This window comes from Pseudomonas sp. GD03842 (assembly GCF_029841165.1).
Lineage (GTDB): Bacteria > Pseudomonadota > Gammaproteobacteria > Pseudomonadales > Pseudomonadaceae > Aquipseudomonas.
Map to the genome: position 1 here is coordinate 48,499 of NZ_JAOCEA010000017.1, position 16,943 is coordinate 65,441.

Below are 16,943 nucleotides of genomic sequence, written 5' to 3' on the forward strand. Positions count from 1 at the left end.
AATGAAGCGCCGCCCCTGATGCCCGGTCGGTCAGAACAGATACCTACAGAACGGTAAGCACGGAGAGTCACCCCCATGAGCAGTGTTGTTGCCATCGTCAAAAGCATTGTTGGCCAAGTTGTCGCAGTCTCCCCGGAAGGGATTCGCCGTGTACTGATCGAAGGTGACCGGCTGCTGGCCGGGGAACAAGTGCTCACCGGGCCAGAAGGCGCCGTCACACTGCAATTGCCGGATGGCCGTCAGCTGGACATGGGCCGTGACAGCCAGTGGAGCGCTGACACCCCGGCATCCACCACCAACGTTGCCGAGGCCGCCGCTCAGACCGCGCCATCGGTTGCCGAACTGCAACAAGCCATCGCCGCGGGCGCGGACCCGACTCAGGATCTGGAAGCCACCGCAGCCGGCCAGACCACTGGCACATCCTCCGATGGCGGAAACGCGGGCGGCGGTCACAGCGTGGTGATGCTGACCGAAACGGCTGGCGTGGTGAACCCGAACATTGGTTTCAACACCGCAGGCCTGGACAGCAGCGCGGCAGCCGGCACTCGGCAAGACGCGGCAGTTCCACAGCGCGACTCAACGCTGACGCTGAGCGCGACATCGACCATCACCGAAACGGGCGGCGCGTTGGTCTACACCGCCACCGTCACGCAGGCGCCACTCAGCGACCTGACCATTACCCTGTCGAACGGCGCGACCATCGTCATCGCGGCGGGCCAGACCTCGGGCAACGTGGTTGTTCAGGTTCCAAACGGCAACACGCCGTACATCGACCCACACGACATCAGCACCACCATTACCGGCACTTCTGGCGGGGCGGGCCTGGTCCTGACGACCAACCCGGCTCCTGCGGTGACCACGGTCACCGACACCATCGACACCACCACCGTCAGCCTGGCCGCCGGCAGCGCCACCACCGCTGAAGGCACTTCGATCACCTACACCGCCACGCTGACCAACCCGGCGCAGACGCCAGTGACCGTCACCCTGTCGGACGGTTCGACCATCACCATCCGTGCTGGCGAGTCCAGCGGTTCGGTCGTGGTTGCGGCACCCGCCAACGACGTCTACAACTCGGCCACCACCGTCAGCACCACGATCACCGGCGCCACCGGGGGCAATTTCGAGAACCTGGTCGCCAACCCGACTCCGGCCGTTGTGCAGATCACCGATACGCCAGACACCACCACCGTCAGCCTGGCCGCCGGTAGCGCCACCACCGCTGAAGGCACCTCGATTACCTACACCGCCACGTTGACCAACCCGGCGCAAACGCCAGTCACCGTCACCCTGTCGGACGGTTCGACGATCACCATCCGCGCTGGCGAGTCCAGCGGTTCGGTCGTGGTTGCGGCACCCGCCAACGACGTCTACAACTCGGCCACCACCGTCAGCACCACGATCACCGGCGCCACCGGCGGCAATTTCGAAAACCTGGTCGCCAACCCGACCCCGGCCGTTGTGCAGATCACCGACACCATCGACACCACCACCGCCTCCATCACTGGCACTGCCCAGGTCACCGAGGGTCAGGCGGCGACTTACACCATCGCGCTGAGCAATCCGGCTCAAACCGAAGTCACCGTCAACCTGACCTACAGCGGCACCGCTGCCAACGGCACCGATTACACCCAAGTGGTGAGCGTCAAGATTCCGGCAGGCTCCAGCAGCGTCACCTTCGACCTGGCCACTATCAACGACACCCTTCCAGAAGGCGTCGAGAACGTCACCGTTTCGATCGGCGGGATCACGGGCGGCAATTTCGAAAACGTCGTCGTCAGCGCCACCAACGGCAGCGTCACCACGACCATCATCGACAACGATGCGCTGCCCGTGGTTGACATGAACGGCGGCGCAAACGGCACCAATAGCGAAGCCACCTTCACCGAAGGCCAAACTGGCGTTCAGATCGCCCCGAACATCAACGTCACCGACGTCGACAGCCCGACCCTGCAAGGCGCCAAAGTCACCCTGAGCAATGCGCAGGCGGGCGACAGCCTGGCGGTCGGCAGCCCGAATCCGGCCATCACCGTTACCACCGCCATCGTCAATGGCCAGATCGTCCTGACCCTGACCGGTAACGCCACCGCTGCGCAGTACGAAGCTGTGATCAAGTCGATCACCTTCAGCAACAGCAGCGAGAACCCGAGCGTTGTCGACCGAACCATCAACGTGACGGTCAACGACGGTCAGAATGACTCGGTACCAGTGAGCAGCACCGTTCACGTGGTGGCCGTCAACGATGCGCCCGTCGTGTCCTTCGATAGCCCGACCTACACCGAAAACGGCGCGCCTCAGGCGCTGGTCGACAACCTGAAAATCACTGACGTCGACGGTGATACGCTCAGCGGCGCGAAGATCACGCTGACCGGCATTCAGGCCGAAGACCTGATCGTCTCCCAGTACTACAAGGGCGGCACCGCAGGCACAACCGACCTGGGCATCAGCTACACGCTGAGCAACACGCCGGATGGCGCCATCGTCATCACGCTGAGCGGCAACGCTTCGATCGCTGACTACACCACGCTCATCAACTCGATCACCTACGCCAACAACAGTGACGACCCGAGCGTCGCGCCACGCGGCGTGAAGATCGAAGTGACTGACGTCGATGCCCACGGCACCAACAACCAGACCGGCGCCCACAGTGGCGAAATCGACGTCATTGCCGTCAACGACGCGCCCGTCGTCGCGCCGACCACCGGTTCGGGGAATGAAGACGGCATCATCGAAATCAAGCTGACTGGCAGCGATGTCGACGGCACCATCGCGCACTTCAACCTGGTGGACATGGCCGCGCACGGCAAATTCTACGCCGACGCAGCAGGTACTCAGGAGCTGACCAGCGCCAGCGACATCGCAGCCGCCAACAACAGCGCGACCATCTACTTCAAGCCTGACAAGGACTGGAGCGGCGACACCCGCTTCAGCTACACCGCCACCGACAATCAGGGTCTGCCAGCGGCCACACCCGCCACGGGCAGCATCACCATTGCACCGGTGACGGACACGCCGTTCCTGGCACTGATCGTCGACAAGACCGTTGCCTCGCTGAGCGTCAACGGCGCCACGACCGGCGTCATCGGCGATATCGGCAGCGGCACGTGGCACACCGACAACAGCGGCGGCACCGTGGAAATCGGCGCGCCGGGCACCTACGGCGTCGGCTCCGACCCGCGTAACTCGCAGGTGATCGAGCTGGAACGCGACAGCGGCGACCCGAGCAACCTGTACACCAACATCGACGTCAAAGACGGCGCGACCTATCAGATTTCGGTCGATTATTCGCCCCGTGACATCGCGCTGGGCAACTCGGCCATCAATGTCTACTGGGGTAACACGCTGATCGGCACGCTGAATGCGAGCCAGACCGGCATGCACACCTACACCTTCGAGGTGCCTGTCACTGCGGACGGGACTGCCAAGCTGGAGTTCAAGGCGGTAGACAGCAACTCCGTGGGCGGCGTGATCAACAACATCAGCGTCACCGAGCATTTGAACAGCGGGCTTGAAGACCACGCCATTCTGCTGTCGACCATTCAGGCGAAGACGACCGACATCGACGGTTCCGAAACCCTGACCCTGGCTCTGAAAGGCTTGCCCGTTGGCTCAACCCTGAGTGACGGCGTCAACACCTTCACCGCGACCGCGGGCAACACGTCGACCGACATCACCAACTGGAACCTGAGCAATCTCAAGTTCACCGCGCCGTCGAATGTCAGCGGCGACATCCAGTTGACCGTGACCGCGACCGCACAGGACGGCAATGCCGCCCCGGCCATCTCGGAGCAGAGCTTCCTCGTCCACGTCGAAGCGGTTGCCGATGCCCCGACGCTGACCGTCACGTCGGCCACAGGCCCCGAGGACTCGGCCATTCAGCTGACCATCGCTCCGGCGCTGGTCGACACCGACGGTTCCGAAACACTGACCACCACCGTTTCAGGCATCCCGCTGGGCGCCGTCCTGACCGATGGCACTCACAGCTACACCTCGATCCCAGGTGGCGACGGGGCTGTCATCATCAATGGCTGGGACCTGTCCAAGCTGACCCTCACGCCGCCGAAAGACTTCAACGGCCAAATCAATCTGGTGGTGACCGCGACCTCGACCGAGGCCAGCAATGGCCAGACCGCGACCACCACTCAGCCGCTGCCTGTCACTGTCACGCCGGTCAACGACGCTCCGGTCCTGGATCTGAACTCCACCGATGGCGCGACCGAAACCGGCTATACCCTGAGCTACACCGAGAACGGCAATGGCATCAGCATCGCAGGCAAGAATGTCTCGATCACCGATGTCGACAACGCCACGATCAAGAGCGCAACGGTCGTCCTGAGCAACGCGCAAGCCGGCGACGTGCTGGCCGCCAACAGCAAATTCGGCATCTCCGTGCAGATCGTCAACGGCACCGATGCCAACGGCAACAAGACGATCACCGTCAACTTGACTGGCGAGGCGACCAAAGCCCAGTACGAGGCGATGATCGAGTCGATCACCTACCGCAACACCAGCGATAACCCGAGCACCGTGGATCGCCAGGTCACTGTGCAGGTGAACGACGGCCAGTCGGAGAACAACCTCTCCAACGTCGCGACCAGCACCATCAAGGTGACGGCCGTGAACGATGCGCCGACCGTGGACATGCACGGCTTTGGCAACATCTCGTTCGCCGCGCCGTACATTGAAAACGCAGCGCCGGTCAAACTGATGTCGGGCATTACGCTCAACGATCCGGACAGTCCGAACCTGCAGAGCGCCAAAGTCTCCATCACCAACGCCAAGCCAGGCGACGCGCTGGCTTTCGACACCGGCAACACGGGCATCGTGGTCACCACGCAGACCGTCAATGGCCAGTTGGTCTACACCCTGACCGGCAGCGCCACCCAAGCTCAGTACGAAGCGGTGCTCAAGTCCGCGACCTTCGTCAGCACGGGTGAAGACCCGGTTGGCGGCATTCGCCTGATCAGCGTGACCGTCAACGACGGCGAGTTGAATTCGTCGGCAGGCACGGCCGTCGTCACCGTCATCCCGGTCAACGACGCCCCGTTCATCGACCTGGGCAACGGTTCGGCGGGTTACACCGCCGACTACACCGAAAACCAGCAAGGCGTCAGCATCGCGGGCAAAGTCAGCATCACCGACCCGGATGACGCGCGCGTGCAGAGCGCAACCGTCACTCTGAACAACGCCCAAAAAGGCGATGTGCTGTCGATCGCCGACCAGTTCGGCCTGACCGTGAAGATCGACAACGACCTCGCGCAGAACAAGATCACCGTCACCCTGACCGGCAGCGCAAGTGCCGAGACTTATCAGAAAGCCATCGCGGCCATCACTTACAGCAACACCAGCGATGACCCGAGCACGGTACCGCGCAACATCACTGTGACCGTCAGCGACGGACACCTGATCAACGGAACGTCGAACACCACGACCTCGACCATCAACGTCATCGCGGTCAACGATGCGCCGCAAGTCGGCTTCAGCAACAACACGTACACCGAGAACGGCGAGCCGGTTGCCATCGCTAAAGATGTACAACTGAGCGATGTCGACAACTCGACCTTGCAAGGCGCGACCATCACGCTGACCCACCTGCAAGCGACCGACATCTTCGGTTCGAACCTGGCCAACGCCGACGGCACCACGTCGATTCCGGGCGTGACCTACACCGTTCAGGGTTCGGCGGCCAACGGCACGCTGGTCATCACCCTGACCGGCCAGGCCAGCGTGGCTGACTATCAGGCGCTGATCCAGTCGATCAAATTCGCGACCCCTGAAGACAACCCGAACGTCACGCCGCGTGGCGTTGAAATCAGCGTGACCGACACCGGCCTGAAAGGCGACGGCGTGGGCGCGGAAATGTCGGTAGTGGCGAAGGGCGAAATCGCCATCGATGCGAAGAACGATGCACCTGTCGTCAACTTCGGCAGCGTCGAGTACACCGAAAACGGCGCAGCGACGCCTCTGGTGAAGGACGTCACCGTCACTGACGTCGACAGCACCGAACTGAGCGGCGCAAAGATCACCCTGACCGGCTTCCTCGCCGAAGACGTGATCGTTTCCAAGTACTACAAGGGCGGAACCGAAGGCACCACCGATCTGGGTATCAGCTACAAGCTGAGTAACGACAGCAACGGCAACATTGTCATCGAGCTGTCCGGCAAAGCGTCGATCGATACCTATAAAGAGCTGATCAACTCGATCACCTATCAAAACAGCAGCGAAAACCCGAGCACCGCCACCCGCGGGGTGAGTGTGGCGGTCACCGATGTCGACGCTCACGGCACCGACAACCAGACCGTGGTCCACAACAGCCAGGTGACGGTCATCCCGGTCAACGACGCACCCGTCATCGGCCATACAGGCACCGGTACCGAGTTTGGCAACACCTGGAACGAATCTCTGGCTGACGGCACGCCGTCGGGCAGTGGCAAAGGTCCTGGCAAGATCGCGCGTGACTTCACCCTGAGTGATTCGGACAGCGCCACCATGAAGTCGGCGACCATCACCCTGACCAACTATCACGATGGCGACATCCTGAATGTGGTCAAGAGCGCAGGCCTGACCTACACCGTTAGCGATGTGGTCAACGCTCAGGGCGTGGTGACCGGCAAAACCATCACGTTCGGGCCAGGCACCCCTGCGCAGTACCAGACGGCAATCCAGTCGATTACCTTCGACAGCTCGTCGCATAACCCGAGCACTGAAAACCGCATCATCAACATCACCATCGATGACGGCGGCGATGTGAACAACATCGCGACGACGGTTTCGACCATCCGGATCACCACCGTCAACGATGCGCCGACCGTGGGCACCGACAAGGTCACCTTCACCGAGAACGACAACGCCGTTTCGGTGGTGAAGAACCTGCAACTGAACGATCTGGACAACACCACCCTCAGCAAGGCCGTGGTCAGTGTCAGCGACATGAAGGCTGGCGAGCTGCTGACCTTCACCGGCACCAAGCCTGACGGCGTCACTGTGACCGAAGTGAAGAACGCGGCGGGCCAGGTTACCGGCTTTACCCTTTCCGGCATCGCTACCATCGAGCAGTACAAGGCGCTGATCGAATCGATCAAGTTCCAGGCACCGGGCGACAACCCGACCGAGGGCACACGTGGCGTCGACATTACCGTCACCGACTCCGGCGCCAAAGGTAACGGCGTGAACGGCAAGGAGTCGTTCCTGGCCCACGGGGAAATCTCCGTGGTTGCGGTCAACGATGCACCGACGGCCACTGGCGGCAGCAGCACTGGTGACGAAGACACCACCCAGACCCTGCACTGGAGCAACTTCGGCGTTTCCGACGTCGACTCTCCCGCCAGCTCGCTGGGCGTGGTCATCACCGGCCTGCCAGCCAACGGCACCTTGCTGCTCAATGGCCTGGCCGTTGCGCAAGGCCAGTTGATCAGCAAGGCCGACATCGACGGCGACAAGCTGACCTTCAAGCCTGCCGACGACGCCAACGGCAATAACTACGCGACCATCGGCTTCCAGCCGAGCGACGGCGGCGCGAGCCTGGGCAATGCGTCCAGCGTGGTGATCAACGTCACTCCGGTCAACGATGCACCGACGGCCAATGCCGCTCAGGGCAGCGGCAATGAAGACGACGGGCAGACCAACCCAGGCATCGCCATCACCCTCAGCGGCAGCGATGTAGACGGTCAGATCGACCACTTCAACTTGGTCGATCTGGGTGCGCACGGCACGTTCTATGCCGATGCAGCCCACACGATCGCCATCAACACCAGCACGGATATCCCCGCCTCCGCCAACAGCGCGACCATCTACTTCGTACCCGACGCGGACTGGAGCGGCACCAACGACTTCACCTACAAAGCCGTGGACAATGGCCTGTCCGGTAAGGACGTGTTGAGTTCGCCTGTCGTGAATGGCAGCGTTACCGTGAATCCGGTCACCGATATCCCATCGCTGACCATGGATGGCGGTTTCAGCCGTGGCATCGACTTCCAAGGGTCCGGGACCGGCACCAACGTCGCTGTCGGGCAGTTCAGCGGCGGCGTATGGCACACCGATAACGCCGGCAATGCGGTGGAAATCAACACCGCCGGCACCTATGGCGTGAACGACCCGAAACAGGCGTCTGGTAACCACGTCATCGAGCTTGAGCGCAACCCTGGCGACGCCAGCAACCTGTGGACCGAATTCTCGGCCAAGGCCGGCCAGACCTACACCGTGACCGTCGATTATTCGCCACGGGCCGGTGCACTGGACAATTCGACGATCAACGTCTTCTGGGGTACGACCCTGATCGGCACGCTGAACGCCAACGAAGTGGGCCTCAAGACTTACGCTTTCCAGGTTCCGGTCACCGCGGACGGCACTGCGCACTTGGAATTCAAAGCCGCGGACAGCAACTCCACCGGCGGCATTCTGGACAACATTTCGGTGATCCAGAACGTCAACACGGGTTATGAAGATCAACCTATCCTGCTGTCACCGATTCACGCCGCCAGCACCGACCGCGATGGTTCGGAAAGCCTGACCCTGACGCTCGGCGGTCTGCCGAAAGGTTCGGTCATTACCGATGGCAATCCGAATCACGTCTTCACCGCCGGCGATAACAACGCCTCGGTGGATGTCAGCGACTGGAACCTGAGCGGCCTGAAATTCCAGGCACCGCTGAACTACAGTGGCACCGTTGGGCTGGAACTGACAGCCACCGCCAAAGATGGCGCCGCAGCGCCTGAGAGCACGTCGCTGAAATTCGACGTAACGGTCATCGCAGTCGCGGACGCCCCGACCCTGACCGTGCATACCGATGGCGGCAACGAAGACAGCGCCATCAAGCTGGACATCGCAGGGGCGCTGGTCGACACCGACGGTTCGGAAACCCTGACTCTGACGGTGGCGGGTATTCCGCTGGGCGCAGTGGTGACCGATGGTCACAACAGCTACACCTCGATTCCGGGCGGCGATGGCGCTGTCATCGTCACGGGCTGGGACCTGAACAACCTGACGATCACACCGCCCAAGGACGCGACGGCGCCTATTCAGCTGAGCATCATCGCCACGGCGACTGAATCGAGCAACGGCAACCACGCTTCCACGACGCTGCCGCTGACAGTCAATGTCACTCCGGTCAACGACGCTCCGACCGCCACCGGCGGCAGCAGCACCGGGGACGAGGACACCACCCAGACCCTGCACTGGAGCAACTTCGGTGTTTCCGACATCGACTCTCCCGCCAGCTCGCTGGGCGTGGTCATCACCGGCCTGCCAGCCAACGGCACCCTGCTGCTCAATGGCGTGGCCGTTGCGCAAGGCCAGTTGATCAGCAAGGCCGACATCGACGGCGACAAGCTGACCTTCAAGCCTGCCGACGATGCCAACGGCAACAACTACGCGACCATTGGCTTCCAGCCGAGCGACGGCGACGCGACCCTGGGCAATGCGTCCAGCGTCGTGATCAACGTCACTCCGGTCAACGATGCGCCGACGGTCACGCCAGTCACGCTGACCCCGACCAACGAAGACACCGCGATCACCTTCACCAAAGATCAGTTGCTGGCGGGCGCGAAGGATGTGGATGGCGACAACCTCTCGGTCGTCAATGTGACCGTGCCCGCTTCGCAAGGCACGCTGGTACAGAACAGCGACGGCACCTACACCTTCACGCCGAAACCAGACTGGAACGGCACCGCCAACATCAGCTTCGGCGTAAGCGACGGCACCGTCACCGTGCCAAACACCGCTAACCTGGTGGTCAACCCAGTCAACGATGCCCCGACCGCCACCGGCGGCAGCAGCACCGGGGACGAAGACACCACCCAGACCCTGCACTGGAGCAACTTCGGTGTTTCCGACATCGACTCTCCCGCCAGCTCGCTGGGCGTGGTCATTACCGGTCTGCCAGCCAATGGCACCCTGCTGCTCAATGGCGTGGCCGTTGCGCAAGGCCAACTGGTCAGCAAAGCCGACATCGACGGTGACAAGCTGACCTTCAAGCCTGCCGACGATGCCAACGGCAACAACTACGCGACCATCGGCTTCCAGCCGAGCGATGGTGGCGCGACCCTGGGCAATGCGTCCAGCGTTGTGATCAACGTCACTCCGGTCAACGATGCGCCGATTGCCGCCAACGACATCGGCCAGCCGGTCATCGGCAGCCTGCAGGGTAACTACTACGGCTACAAACAAGGCAGCGGCGCGGGCAATGATGGTCCGAACCTGAGCAGCATCAAGCAGGCGCTGGACTTCATCGCCACGCACAAGGCCGACGCGACCTTCAACGCCAGCACCCTGAACTACGGCGGCTCGTTCGGCAACGGCCTGGGGAATGCCGGAAACCTGGCGACCTTCCTGGGCAACGACAAGGGCTCGTTGGTGTACACCAACGGCACCGCGCAAACCACCACGAGTGACGCCATCGTCGAACTGGCGGGCAAAGTCACCATGGCGGCAGGCAACTACTCGCTGAAGATCACCGCGGACGATGGCTACCTTGTTCTGATCGACGGCAAACAAGTGGCTGCCTATGACGCCAACCAGTCGCCCACGGCCCGTACGACGCCGTTCTCGCTGGCAACCGGCGGCGAGCACAGCATCCAGATCGTTTATTGGGACCAGGGCGGTCAGGCGCAGTTGAAAGTCGAAGTGGCCACGGTCACTGGCAACGTGACCGGCGCCTACAGCGTGCTGGGCACCAACCCAGCCATTGCCCTGGCGCATGACACCCTGACCACCCTCGAAGACCAGCCATTGGTCATCAAGGCGGCGACCCTGCTGGCCAACGACAAAGACGTCGACGGCGACGCGTTGACCATCAACTCGTTGCAAGGCCACGATCCGAAAACGCCATCCAGCGTCACCGACGCGTCTGGCAAAGTGGTCGGCTCGGTGGTCATGGATGCCGCGGGTAACGTGGTCTTCACTCCGGCCAAAGACATCAACGGTCCGGTGACTTTCACCTACACCGTCACGGATGGGCATGCGACTTCCAATACCGCCACCGTCACGGTCAATGTGACCGCCGTTAACGATGCGCCTGTTGCATCGGCCAGCACCGGTGCGGGCAAGGAAGACACGACCCTCACAGGCCAATTGCAGGCCAGCGATGTCGATACCGGCGATGTGCTGACGTACTCCGTTGCCAGCAGCAGTCAGCCAGCAGGTTTCAGCCTGAACGCCGCCACGGGCCAATGGACCCTGGACGCCAGCAACGCGGCTTACCAGCACCTGGCGGCCGGTCAGACCACCACCTTGAACGTGCCGTTTACCGTCACTGACAAGGCGGGCGCGACCAGCACATCCACCCTGACCATCACTGTGACCGGCACCAATGATGCACCGGTCGCACAAGCCAGCACCGGCAAGGGCGTGGAAGACACCACGACCACCGGTCAGCTGCAAGGCACCGATGTCGATGACAACGACGTACTGAAATTCGCCGTCGAGGACGCCGACAAGCCAGCCGGTTTCACTGTCGACGATTCCGGCAAGTGGACGCTGGATGCCAGCAATGCGGCGTACCAGCATCTGGCGGCCGGTCAGACCACCACCTTGAACGTGCCGTTTACCGTCACCGACAAGGCGGGCGCGACCAGCACATCCACCCTGACCATCACTGTGACCGGCACCAACGATGCACCGGTGGCCCAAGCCAGCACCGGCAAGGGCGTGGAAGACACCACGACCACCGGTCAGCTGCAAGGCACCGATGTCGATGACAACGATGTACTGAAATTCGCCGTCAAGGACGCCGACAAGCCAGCCGGTTTCACTGTCGACGATTCCGGCAAGTGGACGCTGGATGCCAGCAATGCGGCGTACCAGCATCTGGCTGCCGGTCAGACCACCACCTTGAGCGTGCCGTTTACCGTCACCGACAAGGCCGGCGCGACCAGCACCTCGACCCTGACCATCACTGTGACCGGCACCAATGATGCGCCGGTGGCGAAACCGACCACGGCGACCGTCGATGAAGACAAGTCTGTCAGTGGCCAACTGCAAGCCAGCGATGTCGACGACAATGATGTCCTGACTTACACCGTCGCCGATGCCAACAAGCCTGCCGGTTTCACGCTCGACAGCGCGACCGGCCAATGGACCCTGGACGCCAGCGACCCGGCCTATCAGCACCTGGCTGCGGGCCAGACCACCGTCATCACCGTACCGTTCACGGTCACCGACAAATCGGGCGCTACCAGCACCTCGAGCGTCGCCATCACTGTGACCGGCACCAATGATGCGCCGGTGGCGGTCAATGACGGCCCGGCGTTGGTGGTGAGCAGCCTGCAAGGCAACTACTACGGTTATAAAGAAGGCGTCGACGGCGGCAACCTTGCCAGCATCAAGCAGGCACTGGACTTCATCGGTGCGCACACAGCCGATGCCACCTTCAATGCGACCACCCTCAACTATGGCGGCGGCGGTGTGTTCAGCAATGACTTGGGCCACGCCGGGAATCTTGAATCCTTCCTGGGCGCGGACAAAGCTTCGCTGGTTTACGCCACGGGCACTTCGCAAGCCACCACGTCCGACGCCATCGTCGAGCTGACAGGCAACATCAAGGCCGACGCGGGTACGTACTCGTTGAAGGTGACCGCGGACGACGGCTACATCGTGCTCATCGACGGCAAGCAGGTGCTTGCCGTGGATCAGAACCAGTCCTCCAGCTCGAAGGCTGTGAACGTCACACTCGACACGTCGGGCGATCACAGCATTCAGATCGTGTACTGGGATCAGGGCGGCTACGCGCAGTTGAAAGTCGAAGTGGCACCTGTCACTGCAAACGGCATCGGTGACTACACCGTGCTGAGCAGCAGCACTGCCGCCATGACGCACACCACGCTGACGACGCTCGAAGATCAGCCACTGCTGATCAAGGCCGCTACCCTGTTGGGCAACGACTACGATGCCGACGGCGACAAACTGAGCATCACCAGCGACCTGCACAGCAGCAACGGCACGCTCAGCCTGACCCCGGCCGGTGACGTGGTGTTCACGCCGAACGCGAATTTCAACGGCACGGCGACGTTCACCTACACCGTGACCGACGGCAACCTGACGTCCAATACGGCGACCGTGACGGTCAATGTCGTGGCGGTCAACGATGCCCCTGTCGCGACGGCGAGCACAGGCGCCGGCATGGAAGACACGGTGATCAGCGGTCAACTGCAGGGCAGCGACGTGGATGCAGGCGACACCCTGACCTACTCCGTTGCCAACAGCAGCCAACCGGCGGGCTTTACTCTGGACAGCAGCACGGGCCAGTGGACGCTCAACGCTGGCGACGCGGCTTACCAGCACCTGGCAGCCGGGCAGACCACCACCTTGAACGTGCCTTTCACCGTGACCGACAAAGCAGGCGCAACCAGCACCTCGGTGCTGACCGTCACCGTGACCGGCACCAACGATGCACCGGTGGCCAAAGCCAGCATCGGCTCCGGCAGCGAAGACACCACGCTCAGTGGTCAACTGCAGGCCACCGACGTGGATGATGGCGACACGCTGACCTACACCGTCAAGTCGGCTGACAAGCCTGCCGGATTTACCGTCGATGCCAGTGGCCACTGGACGCTGGACGCCAGCAACCCGGCTTACCAGCACTTGGCTGCGGGGGAAACCACGGTTATCAATGTACCGTTCACCGTCACCGACAAGTCGGGCGCGAGCAGTACATCGAACCTGGCGATCACCGTCACTGGCACCAACGATGCACCGACCGTCAGCAACGCTGCGGCCACCGGCACCGAAGACACGGCGCTGGTGTTCAAGTGGTCCGACTTCGGCATCAGCGATGTCGACAGCGCGAACTCGGCACTGGGTATCAAGATCACGGCCCTGCCAAGCGGCGGCGATCTGCAATACAAGGCAGCCAATGGCAGTTGGACCACCCTGACCGGCAACGACATTGGCAAGGCCTTCAGCTATGCCGACATCGCAGCGGGCAAACTGCAATTCGTTCCAGCGGCCGACAAATCCGGCAGCAGCGATTACAGCGCGTCGGGTGTGGGTGATCAGAAGTCGGTCTACAGCCAGCTGCAGTTCAGCGCGACCGATGGCGGCTCTGTCGCCACGCCGGGCACGCTGAATATCAGCATCCGTCCGGCCGTGGATCAGCCGTCCCTGTCGCTGGGCACCAGCGCGGTCCAATCGACCGGCCTGGTCAAGGACGTCTGGGTAGGCACGCTGACCGGCATGGGCACAGACGGGAACGGTGCGAGCGAATCGACCATCAAGGCCGGTTTCAATACCTCGACTTCCCCGACGACCCATACCACTGCAACCGCCGCACAGGATGGCAACGTCTCGGCGGGCACCGGCACCAAGCTGTCCGGCCTGATTTACCTGGAAGCGGGTCATACCTACAACTTCTCGGGTTCGGGCGACGACAGCCTGCTGATCACCGTCGGCGGCAGCACCGTGGCCAAAGCGACCTGGGGTAGCAACAGCGGCACCATTTCGTCCACCGGCTACACCCCGACCGAATCCGGCTATTACACCCTGGATATCTACCACTACAACCAGGCCGGACCAGGCAGCTACACGATCAACCTGGTCGACAAGACCAACAGCACCGGCGCCACCACGACCGTCGCCCTGAACAGCACCAATGAACTGCTGTACACCTCGGTGGACGATCTGAAGGCTTCCGGCCTGAACGGCGTAACGCTGCATGAAAACGGCGCAGGCTCCGGCGAGGGGTACTACACCGCGTACACCCTGAACCACGGCACGGAAAACAACCCGATCAAGCTGAGTTCGATCACAGCGAACTACACCGACAACGACGGTTCGGAAACCCACGTCACCACCATCAGCGGTGCACCTGCGGGCTCCATCCTGACCGACGGCGCCGGTCACAGCGTGACCATCGCCGCGGCCAGCACTGCGGTCGATGTCAGCAGCTTCGACTTGACCAGCCTGGTCATCAAGACGCCTCAGTACTACAGCGGCAACTTCACGCTGACCGTCACCGCGACGGCCACGGAAACGGCGCTGGTGGGCAAGGCAGGCGCCGTGGCGACCGCGACGGACACCAAGCAAATCGCAGTGACAGTCGACGCAGGCGTCTACAAGGCCAGCGAAGGCACGGCGGGCGACAGCACGGTCACCGGCACGGCGTCCAACGACGTGGTGGTGGCAGATGTCACCGCGATGAAACTGGTCGCAGGTCAGAGCTATGACATCGCGTTCATGATCGACACCTCGGGCAGCATGAGAAATCAACTGGCCGAGATGAAGAACCAACTGATCTCGACGCTGCAGACGCTCGCTAATTCGGCGGCCACCGAGCACGCGGGTGCCGTGAAGGTCTACCTGACCAACTTCGGCACCACGGCGCACACCGGCCAGGCCTATGACCTGTCCACCAGCTCGGGCTTGAACAGCGCGATCGACTATGTGAACAAACTGACCACCAGCGGCAACACTAACTACGAGTCGGTCTTCAACCAGACCAGCAACTGGTTCACCAGCACCGCTGGCGATGGCGCGCAGAAACTGACCTTCTTCATCACCGATGGTCAGCCGAACTACCACGACGACGCCAATGGCAATGCCGTGAGCGGTGCTGCGCTGAGTGAAACACAGGCCGCATTCAACGCCCTGGCGCAGAAGTCGGCCGTAGAAGCGATCGGTATCAACACCGCAGCGCTGGACACCTACGACACCAACAATCACTCGCAGAACGTGATCGACGTCACCAGCCTGAAACAAGCCATCCTGAGCAGCGAAACCCTCGTCGGCCCAGGCAACGACACCGTCAACGGTGGCGACGGCAACGACATCGTGTTCGGCGACATGATCAACTACGGATCATTCGAAGGGACGGCTGCCCTCAAAGCCTTCGCGGCCGATACGCTGCACGTCAACGTTTCGACCATCGATGACAAGGCACTGCACTCGTTCATCAGCAGCCACGTGGATGACGTGGCGCACTTGGCCAATGCGTCGAATACCTACGACGCCAGCAAGTACCCGCTGTTGGGCGATGGCAAGGACACGCTGCTGGGCGGCAATGGCGATGACATTCTGTTCGGTCAGGGCGGCAACGACACGCTGTACGGCGGCAATGGCAACGACCTGTTGATCGGTGGTAAAGGCAACGACGTCCTCTTCGGCGGCGCCGGTGCCGATACGTTCGCCTGGAAGGCGGGCGACACCAACAGCGGTGGCTTCGATGTGATCAAGGACTTCAAAGCGAGCGAAGGCGACAAGATTGACCTGAGCGACCTGTTGCAGGGCGAGAACGGCAACAACGTGAACGACCTGACCAAGTACCTGCAAATCACCAACGATGGCAAGGACACCACCCTGGAAATCAGCAGCACTGGGCAGTTCACCAGCAGCACCAACGCCTCGAATGCCAACAGCACCGCTGATGTGCACATCAAGGTCGAAGGTGTGACCTGGAACAACTCGATGATCAACTCGCTGGTCAACGGTGCCGATCCGACCATCAAGGTCGATCATCACTGATAGCCCGCCCGCGCGAGGTGATGTACTGTGCTGGCAGCCGTTTCCTGCGGCTGCCAGCCGTTGCACTCATTGAGGAATGAGCCATGTTTTACGTTCAGCGCGATGCAGAGGGGGTGCTCGTTCGTGTGGAAGCGGCAGCGTTTGCCGAGGCGACCGGACAACTACCGGCCGACGATCACGAGATCCAGGCCTGGTATGCCAATGAGGTGGTGGAAAAAAGCCTGAACCAGCTCAAGTTAAGCGACATGGAGATGATCCGTGTACTCGACGACTTGATTCAGGTGCTGACCAGCAAGGGCGTTCTTAATATCACCGACCTGCCGCCAGCGGCACAGGCGAAATTGCTCGATCGTACCCAGGCCCGTGAAACACTGGGAGGCTTGAGCGATTTGATCAATGACGATGAAACACGGTTGATCTAGTCCAGACGTAACCGACATCCCACGAAACCCGTAGCGGTCCACCCGGATTGCTACGGGTTTTGTTTTTTCCGG

2 protein-coding genes are annotated in these 16,943 nt (G+C 62.0%); both read left to right on the top strand.

Features of this window, described 5'->3' with window-relative positions; translation table 11 throughout:
- Window positions 1-75 precede the first annotated feature (75 nt).
- The gene (locus tag N5D61_RS21720; RefSeq protein ID WP_279894197.1) at window positions 76-16,449 is read left to right on the top strand and encodes a retention module-containing protein; all 16,374 of its coding nucleotides are present in this window, start codon (window positions 76-78) and stop codon (window positions 16,447-16,449) included.
- 83 nt (window positions 16,450-16,532) lie between these two features.
- A complete protein-coding gene (locus tag N5D61_RS21725; RefSeq protein ID WP_108239928.1) occupies window positions 16,533-16,871 on the top strand; it encodes a tryptophan synthase subunit beta in 339 nt (112 codons plus the stop codon).
- Window positions 16,872-16,943: the final 72 nt, after the last annotated feature.

Excerpts from the sequence above, each read along its gene's own strand:
- N5D61_RS21720 (WP_279894197.1), top strand. The coding sequence starts at position 76 with ATGAGCAGTGTTGTTGCCATCGTCAAAAGCATTGTTGGCCAAGTTGTC.
- N5D61_RS21725 (WP_108239928.1), top strand. The coding sequence starts at position 16,533 with ATGTTTTACGTTCAGCGCGATGCAGAGGGGGTGCTCGTTCGTGTGGAA.